Consider the following 20,201-nt stretch of genomic DNA (forward strand, 5'->3'; position numbering starts at 1 on the left):
AAATAAAAAAAGAGCTAGTTGAAATCTCAACCAACTCTTTTTAGTTTTAGTTTTAGTTTTTAACTGCAGAAGCAAATTCTTCTTTAGCAAAAGCTTCGTCAATGATTGCTTTCAATTGAGCACCAGAAGCTTCCATTTTTTGCATTTCAGCATCGTTCAATGGAATATGAATTGGGTTAACAACACCTTCTGCACCAACTACAGCTGGTTGACCAAGGTAGCAGTCGCTTACGCCGTACTGTCCATCCTGGAATACTGATACAGGAAGTACCGCATGTTCATCATCAAGAATCGCTTTAGTAATACGAGCAAGGGCTACAGCGACACCGTAGAATGTTGCACCTTTTTTAGCAATAATTGAGTAAGCAGCATCACGTACAGATTCGAACAATTCAACGATTTCTTCTTCGTTAAGATAGTCATTTTCTTGGAACCATTGTTCCAATTTAACACCAGCAACGTTAGCGTGTGACCAAACGGCAAATTCTGAATCACCGTGTTCACCCATGATGTATGCGTGAATTGAACGAGCGTCAACGTCAACTTTTTCAGCCAAGGCTTGACGGAAACGTGCAGTATCAAGTGAAGTACCTGAACCTACAACACGGTTTTTAGGGAAACCAGAGAATTTCCAAGTAGCGTATGTCAAGATGTCAACTGGGTTAGCAGCAACAAGGAAGATTCCTTTGAAACCTGAATCAACAATTTTGGTTACAACATCTTTAGTGATACGAAGATTTTTTTCAACAAGGTCAAGACGAGTTTCACCTGGTTTTTGTGGAGCACCAGAAGTCAAGACAACGAGGTCAGCGTCGCTTGCATCAGAGTAGTCTGCAGAGTAAATCTTTTTAGGTGATGTAAATGCCAAGGCATGAGAAAGGTCTTCTGCATCTCCTTGAGTTTTTTCTTTAAAAAGGTCAACAATTCCTAATTCTTGTGCAATCCCTTGGTTTACAAGAGCAAAAGCATATGATGAACCTACAGCACCGTCACCTACAAGGATAACTTTTTTACGTTGTTTATCAGCCATGATTTTCTTTAATTCCTTTCAAATTATAAACGAGTATTTTATAAAATATAATCTTTTCAACAATAGGGCCTGTCGATAGCGGCAGGCATTATTGTTTTAAGATTCTTAATTGACAAATTATTTAACAGTGCGGATACGCATTGTATTTGTACGACCAGTACCAACTGGAACACCAGCAACGATGATGATATTGTCACCAGATTCAACTAAACCTGAAGCCAAAGCAACTTTTTCAGCAACTTCAAACATGTCATCTGTAGATGAAGGTTTTTCAGTCATCGTTGGGATTACACCCCAGTTAATCATCAATCCACGTTCAACTTTTTCGTCAAATGTAATAGCCAAGATGTCAGCATTAGGACGGTGTTTAGAAATCAAACGAGCAGTGTTACCTGATTCAGTCAAAGCAACAATCAATTTGATATCCATAGCTTCTGCAGCATTTTTAACTGATGCAGCAACTACTTCTGTTACAGTTGATTTGTCGTAACGTTCTGGGTGAAGACGTCCGTATTCTTTCAACATTGTTTGAGCGTTTTTGTTAACAGTAGCCATTGTACGAACTGATTCGCGTGGGTATTTACCGTTAGCAGACTCACCTGAAAGCATTGTTGCGTCAGTTCCATCAATAACAGCGTTGAATACGTCTGAAATTTCTGAACGTGTAGCACGTGGATTGTAAGTCATTGATTCAAGCATGTTTGTTGCAGTAACAACGATTTTACCTGCTTTGTTAACTTTGCTGATGATCAATTTTTGGTAAACTGGAACCATTTCAAATGGAACTTCGATACCCATGTCACCACGAGCGATCATGATACCATCAGCTGCTTCGATGATTTCATCAAGGTTTTCGATACCTTGTTGGTTTTCAATTTTAGCCAAAAGTTGTACGTGTGGATTTCCAGTTTCTTCACAAATACGACGTACTTCTTTAACGTCATTTGCAGTACGTACGAATGAGATAGCGATAAAGTTGATTCCACCAGGTTGTGAAAGTCCGAAACGGATATCCGCATCATCACGTTCAGCAAGAGCTGGGAAAGGAATTTTAGTGTTAGGAATATTAACACCTTTTTGTTTACCAATAACACCATCATTTTGTGCTTCAACTTCAAATTCACGAGTTGCTGCATCTTTACCAGTCAATGACAAACCAAGTTTACCATCGTCAATCAAAATAGTTTGACCGATTTCAACATCATCAAAGATATCAAGACCACCAGCTACGTTCAAAGCAATCAATTCAGGAGTTGATTTAAGACCTTGTTTAGTTGCAACGCGGAATTTATCTCCAGTAACAACGCTGATTGCATCAGCACCGTCAGCAAAGAGTTCTGTACGCATTTCAGGACCTTTAGTATCAAGCAAGAAACCTACTTTATGACCAGCAATTTCTTCAGCGCGGTGAACGGTTGCCATACGAGCACCTTGTTCAGGATGGTCACCGTGTGAGAAGTTGAAACGGAAGACATTTGCGCCTTCTTCAATCAAAGCTGCAATGTTTTTTGCTGATGCTTCAACGTCAAGAGATTCTCCCCAATAGCCGCTTTCACCAAATTTTTTGCCACCACGAATTTCGACAGCAGGTCCAAGAGTTGAGACGATTTTTACACGTTTATTCATTTTGTGTTTTTCTCCTATAATGATTAATTATATATCTCTGCCCTAATTATGCGTTTAACACTTAACTAGAAACAGATTTGCAGTAACTTAGTTAAGGTTAAGATTGTTGAGTGCTGAGTTAAGACGGTAAAGTTCAAGACCAGCTTTATGCGGGTTATTTACTTTGATTCCACCTTCAGTAGTCAAACTAAAGAGTGCTCCTTCTTCAGCTGTTCCGAGAATTGGACTTTCTACAAGTTCTTCATTACGAATACCAACGGCTACGCCACCGATTCCGTCACGAAGCAATTCAACGGCACGAGCACCCATACGTGAAGCAAGAACACGGTCACGAGCTGTTGGTGAACCACCACGTTGGATGTGTCCAAGAACAGAAACACGAAGGTCTCCTTTATAACCAGCTTCTTTAAGTTTTGTAGCAAATTCTTCACCAGTCATAACGCCTTCTGCAAGAACGATGATGTGGTGATTTTTACCTTTTTCGTAGCCTTTGTTAATGTTGTTAACTACATTTTCAAACTTAAATTCTTTTTCTGGAATACAAATATCATCTGCACCAGCAGCGATACCCGCATTCAAAGCGATATCTCCAGCATTTCGTCCCATTACTTCTACAACGAAAGTGCGGTTATGTGATGATGAAGTATCACGGATTTTATCCAAGGCATCTACAACTGTTGAAACAGCTGTATCAAATCCGATTGTAAAATCAGTTCCTACGATATCGTTATCGATTGTACCTGGAAGTCCAACAGCTGGGAAACCATGTTCTGTAAGACGCATAGCTCCATGATAAGAACCATCACCACCGATTACAACGACACCTTCAATACCGAATTTTTTAAGTTGCTCAATCCCAGCAAGTTGTCCTTCTACTTGAGCAAATTCTGGGTAGCGTGCTGAGTACAAGAATGTACCACCACGACCGATTTTATCACCAACTGAAGCTGACGTAAGCGGAAAAATATCTCCCGCAACCATGCCCGCATATCCGTGATTGATACCGTAAACTTCGATACCTTCAGAAATTGCTTTGCGAACAACTGCACGAATAGCCGCATTCATTCCTGGGGCATCACCACCAGAAGTCAAAACTGCAATGCGTTTCATTTAAATCTGTCCTCCGAAATTGAGATACATAGCAAAAATACGTAAACGTTATTAATATTTTTACCATGTTCATTTGTTGTCTAGTTCATTATATCACGTATTTATAAAAAAATCTCTTTACAAACTGTATGAACCGTTTTCATTGTTTCTTTTTTTCTAAGCCTTATTTTGCAAGGGTTTTCTAGCATTTTCAAATAAAATTTATAGACTTCATTTGCTCTTAATTCTTCTATAATATGACATAATAATTGTCATTCTATTCTTTTATATTTTAACAAAAAAGTAAATAATCTTTTACTTTTTTGTTTATTTTTCTAATTATTCAACTTGAAAAATGAAATATTTTCATAAAAAAAATGAATTCCTTACGAAATTCATTTTTTATATTACGCTTCGTAGCGTTTTTCACCATCAAGGTAAGTTGCAACTAGATCAAAATCATTGTCTAAAACGATGAAATCAGCTGACAAACCTGGTTTTATTTGACCGCAAACATCATCAATGTTTACAGATTTTGCTGGTGTCAATGAAGCCATCATAATTGCTTCTGCTGGTGTGGCAATCCCCCAGTCAATGACATTTTTAACAGCTGTTTTAAGTGTTAAAATTGAAGCAGCTGGGCGTCCTGTTGGAAGCCATGCGGCTCCGTCACGAACTTCTACTTCGTATTCACCAAGCATATAAGGTCCATCAGGAAGTCCTGCGGCGCGCATTGAGTCTGTAATTAAAACAACGTGGTCAGCGCCTTTCATTTTCATTACAATTTCAGCTGCTTCTGGACGAACATGGTGACCATCACAAATTAACTCAGCATAAGTGTTTGGTGTATTTAAAATTGCTCCGACCATTCCTGGTTCTTGGTGAGTCATTCCAGACATTCCGTTAAAGGTGTGAACCCAAACAGATGCTCCAGCTTGAACACCAGCAACCGCTTGTTTATAAGTCGCATTTGAATGTCCTAATGCAATAACAACGCCTGACTCAGTCGCTTTACGGATGAAGTCTTCTGAACCATCACGTTCTGGGGCAAGACCGATTTTTTTAAGCATTCCGTGTGCGGCTTCTTGCCAATCTTCAAGTTCCCACATTTTGGCATCACGCATGTACTTAGGGTTTTGAGCCCCTTTCTTTTCTTCTGTAAAGAATGGACCTTCAAAGAAAATACCACGAACTTTAGCTCCACGAGCTTCTTGATAATGTTCTCCTACAACCGTACAAACCGCTTTCAATCCTTCGTGGTCATCTGTCAAAGGACTTGGTAAAAATGAAGTGACACCTGCTGACAACAAGCCTTCTGACATTGTTCCCATAATTCCTTCAACCTCAGCATCTTGGGCATCAGCTCCACCAAAACCATGGATGTGTGTTTCAACAAGACCTGGGGCTATTGATTGACCTGAATAGTCTAAAATGTCAGCTCCTGCTGGCGCTTCTTCTGTCCATTCTCCAAATTTTCCATCAGTAATTTCTAAGAAACCACCTTTTTTTGTTTCATAAGCGTAGAAAAATTGATCTGCTTTAATATAGTAAGTCATAAATATCTCCTCTTCTTTTTCTTCAATTTTAGCACCCTTTATCTTTTTTGTCAATAAACAGTATATACCAATTTTCGGCATAAAAAATGACTGACAGATTTTACCTGAGTCTATACAAATCATTCTTTAGCAGATGAAAATAGCGCTCAATTTCTGTCAGTAATTTTTAAATTTAATTTAATTGTTTATTATTTGATAATTGTAACAATTTTTCTTTAATTTCTTCTTCCATTTTAGAAAGTTCAACCTCACCTTGTTGACGTTTTTGACGTCCTTCGGCCTGAATTCTCATGGTTTCTTGAATAGTATCAACTAAGTTTTGTTGAGTTAATTTTAATGTTTCAATATCTACTAAACCACGTTCATTTTCAGTTGCAGCCTCAATTGTTGATGCTTTAAGCATTTCTGAATTTTTACGCAACAAATCGTTGGTTGTTTCTGAAACAATACGTTGACTTGTCAAAGCATCTTTTTGTTTTAAGAGGGTCAAAGCAATCGCAACCTGATTTTTCCATAGTGGAATGGCAGTGTTAATTGAAGTTTGGATTTTCTCAGCTAATTCTTGATTGGTATTTTGAATGAGACGAATTTGTGGGGCTTGTTGAATTGTCAACTGACGAGCAAGACGCAAGTCATGAGCTCGTTTTTCTAAGCGATTTTTATATGATTCTAAATCATTCACTTTTTGAACAATCAAGGCATTGTCAGTAGAATCTTGAGCTTCTTTTCGAGCTTGCGGAATAATTTCTGTATCTAATTCTTGGACTTTTAATTCAGCACCAGCAATATAAACATTCAAAGCCTTGAAATAATTCAAGTTTTCATCATAAAGTTTATCGAGCATTTCATTATCTTGCAAAAGTCCTTGTTGCTCATTGTTCAATTTTGCAGAAATTTTGTCAATACCTGCTCCAATTTTTTGGTATTTTTGCGTCACTTCAAAAATTGAACGTTTAACTTTACCAAACATTTTGGTAAAAATCCCTTTATTTTCAGCAACCAACTCGTTTGGATTGGCTTGTTGTAAGTTAAACATCAAATCTGTCAGTGAAGAACCAACTTCGCCCAAATCTTGTGCCTGAACTTTATTTAAGACACTTTGTGAGAAAGCAGAAATTTTATCTTGGGCACTTGCTCCATAGTTAATGACAGATTGAGCACTTGATTCATCCAACTGTTTTGATAATTCTTTTGCTTTTTCTAATTCTTCAGTAGAAAGAACTTCTACTGCTGCTAAAGAGGCTTTTTCGTGCATTTTTACAATTTCTGACTTTTGTTGTTCATCTAATTGCTCTGCCTCTTTAATGACTTTATCATTGGTCATCAAATCATCTAAAATTGGATTATCCATATCTTTAATTTCCTTTGCTATACTTATATTTCTTTACTTTTAATTATAAATGATTCCTGCCAAAATTGACAGGAATATTTGTTTTTTACTGACAGAATCATCAGTTTTACTGACAAGAATTTTTAAAATGTCTGTCAGTAAAATTATTTGTCAAAATCAACTTGATGTTTGATGACATTGACATCGTCCATCAAAATTTCATGGTAGTTTTTAGAAATTGAATGTGAAAGTGTTTTTATCAAAAGTAAGGTTTCATCTAAATCACGATTGATTTCTTCTGTTCTTACTGACTGTTTCTTCATCTCAATGAATTTCTCAGACAGTTTGACCATATTTGGCAAGTCTTTATATAGAAACTCATTTTGTTTTGTGAGTTCTTGTGGATTTTGAACAATATATTTAAACGTTTGTTTGCTGGCTTCTAAACCACCTGTCACTGATTCAACAACTTGTAAATCATCTTCTTTTTTCAGTAATTTTTCCCAAGTTTTGATATTTTCTTTGGCTTCTGACAAATTTTCACGGAAAATTTTAATATCCGTATCTGAAAGTCCTGCTTCGTGGTAACGTTCAATATTTTCTTTTTTGCTCATTCCTTTATCCTTATATCCTTCTTCTCTTTCATCGGGGTTTTTTCGCATAAAACTAATTCCGATAATCATTTTTATAATTAAGAAAAAGAGAACTAATCCAAAAATCACATTCACGATTCCTAGATGACCATAACCGAACATCATATCCTGATGATTCATAAATAAACTGACTGGCATATTTTTTTCCTCCCGCTTGCGTCCTGTTCTCACAAGTTTCTAATTTTTAAATTTCATTTTTAAGAATAACCTTTCGGATATATCTCTATTTTATCATAATATTTGAACCCTAAATCATACTTAGGGCTGATTTTTATTCTTGCTTATGTTAAAATGTAAAGGAAACCAAAACGAAAGAAAGGATCATTTCTATGAATCCACAAAAAATTGCAGTTCTAGGTCCAGGTTCTTGGGGAACTGCACTTTCACAAGTTCTTAATGATAATGGTCATGAAGTTCGTATCTGGGGAAATAACCCGGAGCAAATGGCTGAAATCAATGAAAATCATACAAATACACGCTATTTTAAAGATGTTGTTCTAGATGAAAAAATAAAAGCGTTTGATCGTTTAGATTTAGCTTTAGAAGATGTTGATGCCATTTTATTTGTTGTACCAACTAAAGTGACACGCTTGGTTGCAAAGCAAGTTGCTGAAGTACTAAAGCATAAAGTGCACATCCTGCACGCTTCTAAAGGGCTTGAGCAAGGAACTCACGAGCGAATTTCTACTATTCTTGAAGAAGAAATTCCTGTTCAACTGCGAGGTGAAATTGTAGTTGTTTCTGGTCCCTCTCATGCTGAAGAAACGATTGTTCGTGATATTACTTTGATTTCTGCAGCTTCTAAAGATCATGATGAAGCGAAATACGCTCAAGCAATTTTTAGCAATGACTACTTCCGCTTATATACTAATACTGACGTTATTGGTGTTGAAACAGCTGGAGCCCTTAAAAATATTATTGCAGTAGGTGCTGGTGCTCTTCATGGTCTTGGTTTTGGTGATAATGCTAAAGCAGCAATCATTACACGTGGCCTTGCCGAAATTACTCGCTTAGGTGTGGCAATGGGAGCTGAACCTTTAACTTATAGCGGTTTGTCTGGTGTTGGTGACTTAATTGTAACAGGTACTTCCATTCACTCACGAAACTGGCGTGCCGGTGATGCTCTTGGTCGCGGCGAAAAGTTAGCTGATATTGAAAAAAATATGGGAATGGTTATTGAAGGTGTTTCAACCACTAAAGCTGCTTTTGAACTTGCTCAACAGCTAGGTATCGATATGCCGATTACCGAAACAATCTACAAAGTTCTCTATGAAAATCTAGATGCAAAAACTGGAATTCTTGATATCATGCGCCGCGAAACTCGTGCCGAAAATGAATTCATTAATAATAAATAAAAAGTAAATACGATTTATCTAAAATAAAGGAGTTATTATCCATGAAACAAAACACTATTCCATCTAAAGTCAGAAAAGTACGTAAAGCTGTTATTCCTGCCGCCGGTCTTGGAACTCGCTTTTTGCCAGCAACTAAAGCCATTGCCAAAGAAATGTTACCAATCGTCGACAAACCTACTATTCAATTTATCGTTGAAGAGGCCTTGAAATCAGGAATCGAAGATATTTTGATTGTTACTGGTAAAGCAAAACGTCCAATTGAAGACCACTTTGACTCAAACATTGAGCTTGAACAAAATTTGCTTGAAAAAGGAAAAACAGAATTACTTAAACTTGTTGAAGAAACAACAGATATTAATCTTCACTTTATCCGTCAATCTCATCCAAAAGGATTGGGGCATGCCGTTCTTCAAGCTAAAGCTTTTGTTGGAAATGAACCCTTTGTAGTCATGCTTGGTGATGACTTGATGAATATTACCGGAAATGAAACTCCTTTAACTAAAGACCTAATCAATGATTATGAAAAAACTCACGCTTCAACAATTGCAGTCATGAAAGTTCCTCACGATGATGTTGATAAATATGGTGTCATTGACCCTAACGGTGAAGTTTCTAAAGGACTTTACAATGTTGAACGTTTTGTCGAAAAACCAAATGTCGATGAAGCTCCTTCTGACCTTGCAATTATCGGTCGTTACCTCTTAACTCCTGAAATTTTTGATGTTTTAGAAACACAAGTTCCTGGTGCTGGAAATGAAATCCAATTGACTGATGCTATCGAACGTTTGAATAAAACACAACGCGTTTTTGCTCATGAATTTACTGGAAAACGTTATGATGTTGGTGATAAACTTGGTTTTGTTGAAACAACAATTGAATATGGTTTAGAACACCCACAAATCGGTGCGGATTTGAAAAATTACATCATTGGAAAAGCAAAAGAGCTTTCTAAAGATGAGTCAAAAAATGTCACTAAAAAATAAGAAAGAGCCGAAAGGCTTTTTCTTTTTGATTTCGTGAATTTTTTCATTAATTTTGCTATAATTAACCTTAATGAACTTCTTTAAAAACACGGTTAATTTTTTTAAAAGCATAAAGACAAAACCGCTTGATTTTGTTATTATTTTCCTACTGTTCATCGCTTCTTTCTCAACCTTGTTCTTCTTCGCCGCTGGTTCCAAGGGAGCTCAGGCCGAACTAAGAATTAGTGGTAAGGTGATTAAAACTTTTGATTTAAATAAAAATCAAACTTGGACCTACCGTGATAAAGATGGCGATTATAATAAAATACAAGTTAAAAATGGTGAAATTGCGGTTGTCGAAGCTAATTGTAAAGACCAAATTGACGTCCAAAGGGGCTATATTTCTAAGACTGGAGAGACTATCGTCTGTTTACCTCATAATTTAGTGATTGAAGTTATGAATGGTCAAAAGGATGAACAGGTGGATTATAAAGTATGAATATTAAAGAATACGTTTATGTTTCTCTATTAACAGCTGCTGCGGTAGTTATGGGAATTATTGAAAGCTCTTTACCTCCTTTTTTTGCTTTTGCACCTGGAGCTAAAGTTGGCCTTGCTAATTTGGTAATGATTATTGCAGTTTTTACTCTAAGATGGCGACAAGTTTGGGTCATGCAAATTCTACGTCTATTAATTACAGCACTTTTTACTGGTTTTTCCGTTTTTCTTTACTCTTTTGCAGGCGGAATCTTATCTCTATTAGCCATGTATTTGATGAAACAATTTGGTCCAAAACTGGTCTCGATGATTGGAATTTCGACTGTTGGTGGATTTTTCCATAATTTTGGACAATTGGCAATGGCTTCCCTTTTAGCTAAAACTACTTCTGTCATGCTTTATTTGCCCTGGCTTGCCTTTTTTGGAATACTAGCCGGTTTCGCAATTGGCATTGCTGGAAATCAATTAATCGAACGTGTGAAACCCATTCAGGAACTATTTATTAAAGAAAGTAAACAATGGACTTAAAAAATAACTTTTGGAAAGACTATCCAGAGCTTGAAAAAGAATTGGTTCAAGTTCAACAATTAATGAAAAGCCACGTTACCATCAAAAATTCAGATGTTAAATCGGCTATTTTTGATATATTTGATGCGGGCGGAAAAATGTTGCGTCCAGCTTATTTACTTTTATTTTCAGGATTTACTGATCTTTCTGAAAGTGAAAGGTTGGCACTTGCGGCTTCTGTCGAAATGATGCATACAGCGACTTTAGTTCATGATGATGTCATTGACCACGCAGACACACGGCGTGGCGTAGCTACTTTGTCAGCTAAATATGGACCAGAAATTGCTGTCTATGCTGGGGATTATTTATTTATTGCTGTCTTTCGTCTAATGTCTGAACACTCATTAGAATTATCAAATTTAACCAAAAATATTGGTTCAATTGAGCGTTTATTAGGTGGTGAGCTTGGTCAACTTAATCATCATTTTAATCTTCAACAAACTTTAGATGATTATATTGAAAATATTTCAGGAAAAACGGGAGAACTTTTTGCACTTTCTGCTTCTGTTGCTCCTTTAATTTCTAAAAATAATACATTGACCAAACGAGCTTATAAAATCGGAATGAATATTGGGATTTCTTTCCAAATTATGGATGATTATTTAGATTATGCATCAACTGCTCAAACGCTTGGCAAACCGGTACTTGAAGACATTAAACAAGGCATTTATTCTGCGCCTGTTCTCTTTGCTTTACAGGAAAACAATGCTCTTGTTTCTGAATTAATTAAAAATGAAAAATTTGATGAAGTTTATGATTTTATTAAAACTTCTGATGCCCTTGAAAAAACCAAAGCACTTGCAAAATCTTACACTCTTTCAGCATTAAATTTAATTGATAAATTACCAAAAGGTAAAAATCGTGAGCTGATTGCTGAAATTACTAGAAAACTTTTGGAGCGAACTTTATGACCCCTGATGAATTTTTGTCAGCACTGACAGAATTTGATATTCAACTCTCTGATAAACAAATCAAACAGTTTGAACGCTATTTTGAACTTTTGGTTGAATGGAATGAAAAAATTAATCTAACAGCAATTACTGAAAAAAATGAAGTCTATTTAAAACATTTTTATGATTCTATTGCACCAATTTTATATGGATTGATCACTGACCAACCTGTTAGCATTTTGGATATTGGTGCTGGAGCTGGTTTTCCTAGCTTACCAATGAAAATTATTTTCCCTGAATTAAAAGTGACTATCATTGATTCTCTCAATAAGCGAATTAATTTTTTAAGTTTACTGACAGAGGAATTAGGCCTCGAAAATGTGACTTTACTTCACGGACGAGCTGAAGATTTTGGTCAGGATGCTAATTATCGTGGAACTTTTGATTATGTTACCGCCCGTGCGGTTGCCAGACTTTCTGTTTTAACTGAATTTACGATTCCCTTTCTTAAGAAAAATGGCTTTTTATTGTCATTAAAAGCTGCTCAATTTGAAGAAGAATTAAATGATGCTAAAAAGGCAATTGCTACACTTGGCGGAAAATTTATAAAAGAAGTCGCTTATGAATTGCCTAACGGTGACGAGCGCCATATTGCCCTTATTGAAAAGAAAAAAGAAACTCCTAAAAAATACCCGCGTAAAGCTGGAACACCTGCGAAAAATCCAATAAAATAATTTACTAGGATCTATGAACTCCCTCGTCCTTCATTCACTTCTATCACATACTTTATAATATTAAAAAGCTATATTTATATAAATATAGCTTTTTAACTTTTAATTGGTTTATTTTGTTTCATTAAATTCAAATCCATAAACCTATTTTCTCCTTTTCATTGCTAGTAAAACTGCGCTAAGTGCTACCGCTCCTACTCCTGAGAGGAAGAGATATTTCCTTTGATTTTCTCCAGTTTTTGGTAATTTTGTTTTTTTTACTTTTTTCTTTTCTACATTATTCTGATTTTTTTCTGTCTCGACCAATTTTGATTCTGGCTCTGGCTCTGGTGTTGATACTGGTACTGGTTCTGGTTCTGGTTCTGGTTCCGGTTCCGGTTCTGGTTCCGGTTCCGGTTCTGGCTCTGGTAATGTTATTTCCATTGTAGCTATTCTTGGAATTTCAAATTCACTAATAATTGGAACATCAACAGTGAAAATTGGTACAATTTGTGGTTGAGCTTCCATTGGATCTGAGAGTGTCAAATTATCTTCCCCGACTCCTACAAGGTAAAGGAATGAATAGATTTGCCCTCTTCCTTCATAGCCTCCTGCGATAGCAGACAATACGTTTTGAATGAGCTCAATTTCATACTCAGTTAAACCACCATACTGAGGATTATGACCATTTTGTTCAATTAGCTCTAAACTACCACCTGATCCTTTTTGGATTACTTCCATTGTAAATTCATTATCTAGTAACATCCAAGTTACCATTTGTGTAACCACTCTGAATTCTCCATCTAACTGGCCATAAGTATCATAGATGTAATTGTAGGCACTAATAATACTATTGTACTGCTCTTCTGTCATATCTCTCCCACCCTGCGAAGAGAAATTATTATCAAAAGGATTGACATCCAAATGGTAGCCTATTCCAGTATTTCCAGCTCCTTCACCTGCAAAAGCATTGGAGCCAAGATAGGCACAAAAGGAGGGAAGAAATTTACCGGTTGTATCTCCTACAGGGGAGATACTCATTTCAAAAATATCTGCAAATCCTTTGGTTGACCAATCATATTCCTCACTTTCATATATTCTCCGCCAAACAGAGGGCTCATAACTATAGTTAACTTGATAGAATTGATTTGACTGATAATCGTAGCCCATCTGAGCTAGAATCCATGCTGTAATATCTCCATTCGGTCCAAAGTAGAGCTCTCTTTGTTCTTTTATGGATAGGAGGTCATTATAAACATCTAGTAATATCTGGTAAACAATTAGTAAGTCCTCATATTCTTCTTTTATTTTTTGAATATTTTCTGTGGCCTCCGCTTGGGTTATCTCGTTTTTATTCTTTTCGTAAGCGAGTTTATTTTCTACAAATTGAGCCAGTTTTTCGTTATAGACTACCAAGTCGTTATTATAGAAATTGATTGTATCCCTAAATGAAGCTTCATCTTCAAGAGTCCATTCCAGCGTACCACTCATCCTACTTGTTAAGATTTGGTTGAAATGAATGGTGTCACTTAAAAACTGAATGCCGTCCATATTTGGGGGAGGTAAATCAGCTTGATATGACGAAAAAATATTATTAGAGGTTTCATTTGCCTTAACAATAATTTTTCCAGCCCCCTTTATGTTTCCAGATAAGACTAGTCCTAGAACAGCCGCCTTAATCGTTTTTTGAAGAAAACTATTTTTGTTTTGTTTACTCTTCATGGTAAATTCCTCCTTTAATTTTAATAATACAATTATCTCATTGTTTTAATTATATACAAAACGATATAATTTTCTGTTATTTTAATAGTGCTTTTATTCACTAAAAAAGACCTTCCTAATCTCAGAAAGTCTTATGTGAGGGATTAATAAAGTAAATTTTGATTCCATTCTGCTTTTATCGCATGATAGCTAGCTACTGGATCTTTTGCTTGGGTAATTGGACGGCCGACAACAATATAATCTGAACCAATTGTTCTTGCTTCTTTAGGTGTCATTACTCGTTTTTGATCGCCTTTACTTGCACCTTCTGGGCGGATTCCTGGTGTGAGACAAATGAATTCTTTCGATGTCGCTGCTTTAATTTTTTCAACTTCATGTGCCGAACAAACGACACCGTCAAGTCCTGCTTGAGCGGTTTTTTGTGCGTAATTAATAACCGATTCTTCAAGACTAGTCATAATTTTTTGGTCATTTTGCATAATTTCCTCAGAAGTTGAGGTTAATTGTGTGACCGCAATTAATTTTGGTCTTTGCCGTCCAACTGGCGTTCCGGCCTCTAAACCACGTTTAGCTGCAACCATCATTTCAACACCACCAGCGGCGTGAACATTAACCATATCCACTCCCAAACGTGCTAAAACACGCATTGAGGATTCAACGGTGTTTGGAATATCATGGAGTTTTAAATCAAGGAATACACTGTGACCGAGCGATTTTACATAGTAAACGACTTGGGGTCCAGCCGTGTAAAAAAGTTCCATTCCTAGTTTAATATACAATTGTTCTGACGGATCAAATTTTTCGAGAAAATCTTTTACGTCTGAGAATTCAGGGAAATCAAGGGCAATGACAGGTCTATTTTCTTGCATTTTTTCTACTTCCTTTTTCTAAATATTTAATGATAGAATTATCAGCTCCGCTGACAATTCTTTTAGCTATGGATAAAATGCTCGCTTTGGTCGCTAACGAACGAGAGAATTATCAGTTCCACTGACAATTCTTTTAGCTATCGATAAAATGCTCGCTTTGGTCGCATTTTACTTACAGAATGATTAAACAGGCTGTCAGTAATTTTAGCTAATAATAAAATCATTTTTTTGAGTTTTTAACTTCTTGAATCAAGTTTTCTAAGCTATCAATTCCATATTGATCCATTACCTCTGGTAATTTTTCAATGATTTTTGGACAGACAAATGGGTCAGCAAAATTGGCAGTGCCAACGGCAACGGCTGAAGCTCCTGCCATATACATTTCTAAAACGTCTTGAGCACTTTCAACCCCGCCCATTCCAATGATTGGAATGTCAACTACTTGAGCCACTTGATGAATGAGTTTGAGTGCAACTGGTTTAATTGCAGGACCCGACAATCCACCTGTGATATTTGCTAAAACAGGTTTTCGTGTTTTCAAATCAAAACGTACACCCATCAGTGTATTTATCATTGTCAATCCATCTGCTCCAGCAGCTTCAACTGCTTTTGCAATCGGAACAATGTCGGTCACGTTGGGTGAAAGTTTCACATACAAAGGCACCTTACTGACCGCTTTACAAGCTTTGACTAGCGCAGCTGCAACATCTGGATCTGTCCCAAAAGCTTGTCCACCGTGTTTAACATTAGGGCAGGAGATATTTAATTCAATGGCTTTCACATTGGGTGCATCTCCAATTTTTGCACAAACAGCCACATAATCATCCTCCTCAGAACCAGCTACATTGGCAATAATCGGAAGGTCTGGAAAATTTTCATTGAGCCAAGGCAATTTTTCGGCCATTATCACTTCTAATCCTGGATTTTGTAGTCCAATTGCATTAAGCATGCCACTCGCTGTTTCAGCCACACGGGGTGTTGGATTGCCAAAACGAGGATGAAGGGTTGTTGCTTTGACCATGATTGACCCTAATTTGTTCAAATCATAATATTTGGCATATTCTTCACCAAAGCCAAAACAACCTGAAGCTGGAATGATTGGATTTTTTAAATCAAGTCCGGGTAATTTTACTGATAGACAATTATTTTCGGTCATTTTTTCTCCTAATTTTTTGTGACAATCATCAGCTCTACTGATGATTTTTTTATGCCGATAGAGTACTCCAATTATAGTGATAGTTGTTTTCCTAAAAATACAGGGCCATCTTCACAGACTTTAAGGGCATGATTCTCATCTTCTTTATCATGTTCAACGCAAGCATAACATGCTCCGATTCCACAAGCCATCCGGCTTTCCATTGAAATATAAAGTCGTTCCAACTGGTCATATTTTTTTGCAACAGCTTTGAGCATGGCTGGCGCACCGCAAGTATAAAGAGCATCAACTTCAAAATCAACTTCTTCCATCAGCATCCCAACATGACCTTTTGTTCCATAAGAGCCATCGTCAGTTGCAATTTTCAAGCTTACATTTTTTAGTTCAGCAAATTCCTTCTCTAAAATCTTGACCTTTTCAGAAGCGAAACCTAGCAAAATGGTCATTTGGCAGTTTTTTTCTTCAAGTTGTTTGGCCAATTCATAGAGAGGCGGAACTCCAATTCCTCCGCCGACAATTAAAATTTTATCAGTCGAAACTACTTCATCTACTGGAAAACCATTTCCCAGTGGGCCTATTACATCAATTTTTGCACCTGTTTGTAATTTTGAAATTTCATAAGTTCCACTTGTTTCGTCCCCAATTCGATAAAGAATCGTACAAGTTTTTGCGACTTTATCCCAACTGGAAATAGAGATTGGGCGACGTAAAAGCATACTAGCATTAGGCACCGCAAGATGTAAAAATTGTCCCGGCAAATCCATCTCTTCTACTAGCTCTCCTTTAAGAACCATCTCGAAAATATTAGAAGCAACCTCACGTTGGCTGACAATCGTCATCATCTCTTGTAACTTAGGCATTATTTCTCCATTCTTTATTCGGACAGAAGCTACAGCTTACTGAACCTTCTTTTATTCATCGATAAAATGCTCATGTTAATCGCATTTTACTGACAGAAAGTGCAGATTTACTGACAACTCCTTAATTGACACAAAAAAACACTTGTAAGAGAAGAACAAGTGTACTAAAAAACTGGTAATTTACTGACAGAATAAATGCGCTAAAAAAGTTCATCTTTAAGCTGTCAGTAAGCCAAATTAAATTTTCCGTATCCTTGCAAGCCTCTCTGGACTTAGTTAAAGGTTTTAAAATATTATAACGAAAAAAGTGTCATTCGTCAAAGATTTTTTTAATGATTGGCTCTAATTTTTTTCAAATTTGGGAAACTGACAATTAAACTCACGATAATCAAGATGAAAAATAGAGCTAAAATAATTGAAGTTCCATGACTTGTTCCAACTTTGAAGCCATTGAGTCCTTGGAAAATTGAAAGTGTCGTTGCGACAACTGCTGTTGCCACTGCACCAATAAATTGTTGCAAAGTATTGACCAATGCGTTTCCATCAGAAAGTTGGTCAGTAGCTAAAGTGCTCAAGCTACAAGTCATTAAGTTACTATATGAAATCCCAAGACCTAACATCAAGACAATGTGTGCCACCAAGAGTAAAGCAAGGCTTTTTGTTGGTAAAAAGACGAAGAGCAAAGCAAGACCAAGGGCTGCTAAAATCAAACCAGTCGTAATTGGTTTTCTGGCACCAATTTGGTCCAAAACTTTCCCAGAAATTGGTGCTAAAACTGCGCCAATCAAAGCTCCAGGAAACATAAAAAGTCCCGCCACTGATGAACTAAATCCAGCAGAAACTTGAATAAAACTTGGTAAAACAAAAGATAGACCTAATAGCAAAGCTTGATATACCAAAAGACTAAAAATCAGCGCCACAAATCGGCGATTTTGCAAAATCCCTAAATCAATTAAACTTTCTTTGCGGTTGAATCGAACAAACAAGAAAGCTCCAACCAATCCTACAATAAAGAGTAAGGCGAAAGTCATTAAATGCTCTGCACTTAGAGCCGAAATGAAAGCAAAGAACATGATTGATAATGCAATAACTGGACGAAGCGCCAATTTCTTGGGCGTTTTTGCCCCTTCTCTTGGAAGACAAGCCAAACCAAGCACTAAAGAAATTATCACCAAAGGTAAAAGGAAAATATATATATAACGCCAATCAAGCGAATTAGAAATAATTCCTCCATAAGTTGGACCAATAGCCGGAGCGATGGAGGTCGTTAAAGTCCCAATTCCCATCATCATTCCTCTTTTATGAAGTGGTGCTTTAGTCAAAATCAGGTGGAACATCAGAGGTAAACCAATCCCGGTTCCCACCCCTTGTAAAAGTCGGCCAAATAATAGCATGGCAAAATTTGGTGAAAAACAGTTGATCAAAACCCCAACTAAAAAGATAAGATTAGCGACCAAGAAAAGTTTTCTTGCTGAAAATCGCTCATTAAAATAAGAAGAGAGCGGAATCGTAATCGCAATCACAAGCAGATAAATCGTCGTTACCCACTGTATTTTTGAAGTAGAAAGTCCAAACTCATTAATCAGCGTTGGGAAAGTCACATTCATCGCCGTTTCAATCAAAACGCCAGAAAATGACAAAATCCCTGTAGCAATCACTGCCCCTAATAAGTGGAAATGGTTGTTTTTATTCATGCAATAAAATCTCCTAAAACTAAACAAAAAGAGACGAAATTATTATCCTAAAATAATAATTTCGCCTCTGTATAATTCAACATAATTTATGTTATCTGTACGAAAGTTATAACTTTTCTATTATATCTATAAATCTGATAAAATGCAAGCCTTAACTTGTTAATCCTATGATACAAGAATTTATTTAAAGAAACAGGAGAGAATCAATAAATTCCGACTTTAGTCTGATTTTAGTAAATTTTCAAATAATTGATAGGTTTCGTCAGAGAAATTTGATATAATTAAGTCAAATAGCTGAGCTATTCACTAAAGGAAAGGAAGGCAAATTCATTCTCTAAAATTTTGTATTGAATTGAATTTGTTTGTAAAAGAATACATGGGAATTATTAAAGCTGCAACAGGTTCACTCGGTGGGGCGTTGGCTGACCAATGGCTTGAGGTCATTGAGCCAAATGAAATGTCAGACCAAACGGTTTTCACTAAGGGAATTAAAGTAAGAAAAGATGCAAAACGTGGTTCTAATCGTAAAGGAACCGAAGACGTAATTACTGACGGTTCTATCGTTCACGTTTATGAAAATATGATGATGATTCTTGTGGATGGTGGTAAAATTATTGATTACACCGCTGAACCTGGATATTATACTGTCAAAAACGACACTGCGCCAAGTCTTTTTAATGGTGATTTGCGTGAATCAATTCAAGAAAGCTTCTTCCGTTTCAAATTTGGTGGAACAACTCCTCAAAAACAAGAAGTTTATTATGTCAATCTTCAAGAAATTAAAGGCATTAAATTTGGAACAGCGACACCTCTTCAATACTTTGATAATTTTTATAATGCAGAGCTTTTCTTGCGTACACATGGAACTTATTCAATAAAAATCACTGACCCTCTTGCTTTTTACGCAAACGTCATTCCTAAAAATGCTGACCATGTCGAAATTCAAGAAATTAATGACCAATATTTGGCTGAATTTTTAACGGCTCTAAATACGTCAATTAACCAATATTCTGCTCAGGGCGAACGAGTTTCATTTTTAACTTCAAAAAGTATGGAGCTCAGCAAATACATGGCCTCTGTTCTTGATGAAGACTGGAAACAGTTGCGAGGAATGGAAATTGTTTCCGTTGCTGTCGCTAGCATTTCTTACACTGATGATAGTCAAAAATTAATTAACATGCGTAATCAAGGCGCAATGCTTGGTGACCCTTCTATCCGTGAAGGATTTGTTCAAGGAGCTGTTGCTCGTGGTCTTGAGGCTGCCGGTTCAAACACTGGTGGTGCGACAAATGCCTTTATGGGAATGAATATGGGTGGACAAAATCTAGCTGGTTTTTCACAAACTAACCAAGCTCAAATGCAAGCCCAAGCAGAGAACAAGGCCGATACTTGGACTTGTCCTGAGTGTAATACTAAAAATACTGGTAAGTTCTGTTCAAATTGTGGACAAGCGAAACCCTCAGCAACTCCCGTTATGCCTGAATTAAATATGGCTTGTAACGAGTGTGGAGCAGTCGTTAATTTGGCGAATGGTGTTCCTAAATTCTGTCCTGAATGTGGTAAGCCTTTTGTTGCCAAAGCGCTCTAAGACATGTAAATAATGATTTAAGATAAAGTAGTTCTAAATTAGGGCT

General features: G+C 36.6%; 18 protein-coding genes. 7 read left to right on the forward strand and 11 right to left on the reverse strand.

The window, feature by feature from the left end:
• Positions 1 to 52 precede the first annotated feature (52 nt).
• From QJV49_RS01535 to QJV49_RS01560, 6 genes are all read right to left on the reverse strand, one after another.
• The gene (locus QJV49_RS01535) at positions 53 to 1,030 is read right to left on the reverse strand and encodes an L-lactate dehydrogenase (RefSeq protein ID WP_225511490.1); all 978 of its coding nucleotides are present in this window, start codon (positions 1,028 to 1,030) and stop codon (positions 53 to 55) included.
• A gap of 117 nt (positions 1,031 to 1,147) precedes the next feature.
• A complete protein-coding gene (pyk, locus tag QJV49_RS01540; protein WP_003131076.1) occupies positions 1,148 to 2,656 on the reverse strand; it encodes a pyruvate kinase in 1,509 nt (502 codons plus the stop codon).
• An 87-nt stretch (positions 2,657 to 2,743) separates the two neighbouring features.
• Entirely contained in the window at positions 2,744 to 3,766 is a 1,023-nt protein-coding gene (gene pfkA, locus QJV49_RS01545; protein ID WP_003131080.1) for a 6-phosphofructokinase, read from the reverse strand.
• A 386-nt stretch (positions 3,767 to 4,152) separates the two neighbouring features.
• Entirely contained in the window at positions 4,153 to 5,301 is a 1,149-nt protein-coding gene (gene nagA, locus QJV49_RS01550) for an N-acetylglucosamine-6-phosphate deacetylase (protein ID WP_010905894.1), read from the reverse strand.
• A 172-nt stretch (positions 5,302 to 5,473) separates the two neighbouring features.
• Entirely contained in the window at positions 5,474 to 6,652 is a 1,179-nt protein-coding gene (locus QJV49_RS01555) for a toxic anion resistance protein (RefSeq protein ID WP_003131084.1), read from the reverse strand.
• A gap of 143 nt (positions 6,653 to 6,795) precedes the next feature.
• A complete protein-coding gene (locus tag QJV49_RS01560) occupies positions 6,796 to 7,422 on the reverse strand; it encodes a 5-bromo-4-chloroindolyl phosphate hydrolysis family protein (protein WP_010905895.1) in 627 nt (208 codons plus the stop codon).
• 191 nt (positions 7,423 to 7,613) lie between these two features.
• Here QJV49_RS01560 and QJV49_RS01565 point away from each other — a divergent pair, with 191 nt between their 5' ends.
• The 6 genes from QJV49_RS01565 (at position 7,614) to rsmG (ending at position 12,290) form a co-directional block, all read left to right on the forward strand.
• A complete protein-coding gene (locus QJV49_RS01565) occupies positions 7,614 to 8,639 on the forward strand; it encodes an NAD(P)H-dependent glycerol-3-phosphate dehydrogenase (RefSeq protein ID WP_225511491.1) in 1,026 nt (341 codons plus the stop codon).
• A gap of 41 nt (positions 8,640 to 8,680) precedes the next feature.
• A complete protein-coding gene (gene galU / locus QJV49_RS01570; protein WP_225511492.1) occupies positions 8,681 to 9,622 on the forward strand; it encodes a UTP--glucose-1-phosphate uridylyltransferase GalU in 942 nt (313 codons plus the stop codon).
• A gap of 70 nt (positions 9,623 to 9,692) precedes the next feature.
• Complete coding sequence (locus QJV49_RS01575; RefSeq protein WP_225511493.1) at positions 9,693 to 10,100, forward strand: NusG domain II-containing protein; 408 nt, start codon at positions 9,693 to 9,695, stop codon at positions 10,098 to 10,100.
• Positions 10,097 to 10,627 (forward strand): Gx transporter family protein, encoded by a 531-nt coding sequence (locus QJV49_RS01580; RefSeq protein ID WP_225511494.1) that lies wholly within the window; start codon positions 10,097 to 10,099, stop codon positions 10,625 to 10,627. Before QJV49_RS01575 ends, QJV49_RS01580 begins: the two co-directional genes overlap by 4 nt.
• Positions 10,618 to 11,577 (forward strand): polyprenyl synthetase family protein, encoded by a 960-nt coding sequence (locus QJV49_RS01585; RefSeq protein WP_003131090.1) that lies wholly within the window; start codon positions 10,618 to 10,620, stop codon positions 11,575 to 11,577. Before QJV49_RS01580 ends, QJV49_RS01585 begins: the two co-directional genes overlap by 10 nt.
• Positions 11,574 to 12,290: a 16S rRNA (guanine(527)-N(7))-methyltransferase RsmG gene (gene rsmG, locus QJV49_RS01590; protein WP_225511495.1), complete on the forward strand. Its 717-nt coding sequence runs from the start codon at positions 11,574 to 11,576 to the stop codon at positions 12,288 to 12,290. Before QJV49_RS01585 ends, rsmG begins: the two co-directional genes overlap by 4 nt.
• Positions 12,291 to 12,431: 141 nt before the next feature.
• Here the strand turns inward: rsmG and QJV49_RS01595 are convergent, their stop codons facing one another.
• From QJV49_RS01595 to QJV49_RS01615, 5 genes are all read right to left on the reverse strand, one after another.
• Positions 12,432 to 13,988 (reverse strand): LPXTG cell wall anchor domain-containing protein, encoded by a 1,557-nt coding sequence (locus QJV49_RS01595; RefSeq protein ID WP_225511496.1) that lies wholly within the window; start codon positions 13,986 to 13,988, stop codon positions 12,432 to 12,434.
• Between the two features lie 143 nt (positions 13,989 to 14,131).
• Complete coding sequence (pyrF, locus tag QJV49_RS01600; protein WP_225511497.1) at positions 14,132 to 14,857, reverse strand: orotidine-5'-phosphate decarboxylase; 726 nt, start codon at positions 14,855 to 14,857, stop codon at positions 14,132 to 14,134.
• A 220-nt stretch (positions 14,858 to 15,077) separates the two neighbouring features.
• The gene (locus QJV49_RS01605) at positions 15,078 to 16,013 is read right to left on the reverse strand and encodes a dihydroorotate dehydrogenase (protein ID WP_225511498.1); all 936 of its coding nucleotides are present in this window, start codon (positions 16,011 to 16,013) and stop codon (positions 15,078 to 15,080) included.
• A 71-nt stretch (positions 16,014 to 16,084) separates the two neighbouring features.
• On the reverse strand, positions 16,085 to 16,873 hold the full coding sequence (locus tag QJV49_RS01610; protein WP_225511499.1) for a dihydroorotate dehydrogenase electron transfer subunit: 789 nt from the start codon (positions 16,871 to 16,873) through the stop codon (positions 16,085 to 16,087).
• Between the two features lie 329 nt (positions 16,874 to 17,202).
• Positions 17,203 to 18,567, reverse strand: coding sequence for an MDR family MFS transporter (locus QJV49_RS01615; RefSeq protein ID WP_225511500.1), 1,365 nt, complete (start codon positions 18,565 to 18,567; stop codon positions 17,203 to 17,205).
• A 376-nt stretch (positions 18,568 to 18,943) separates the two neighbouring features.
• Here QJV49_RS01615 and QJV49_RS01620 point away from each other — a divergent pair, with 376 nt between their 5' ends.
• A complete protein-coding gene (locus tag QJV49_RS01620) occupies positions 18,944 to 20,155 on the forward strand; it encodes an SPFH domain-containing protein (protein WP_225511501.1) in 1,212 nt (403 codons plus the stop codon).
• The last annotated feature ends 46 nt before the right edge of the window (positions 20,156 to 20,201 follow it).

Origin of the sequence: Lactococcus sp. NH2-7C (genome assembly GCF_029953655.1) — a bacterium.
Taxonomy (GTDB): domain Bacteria; phylum Bacillota; class Bacilli; order Lactobacillales; family Streptococcaceae; genus Lactococcus; species Lactococcus lactis.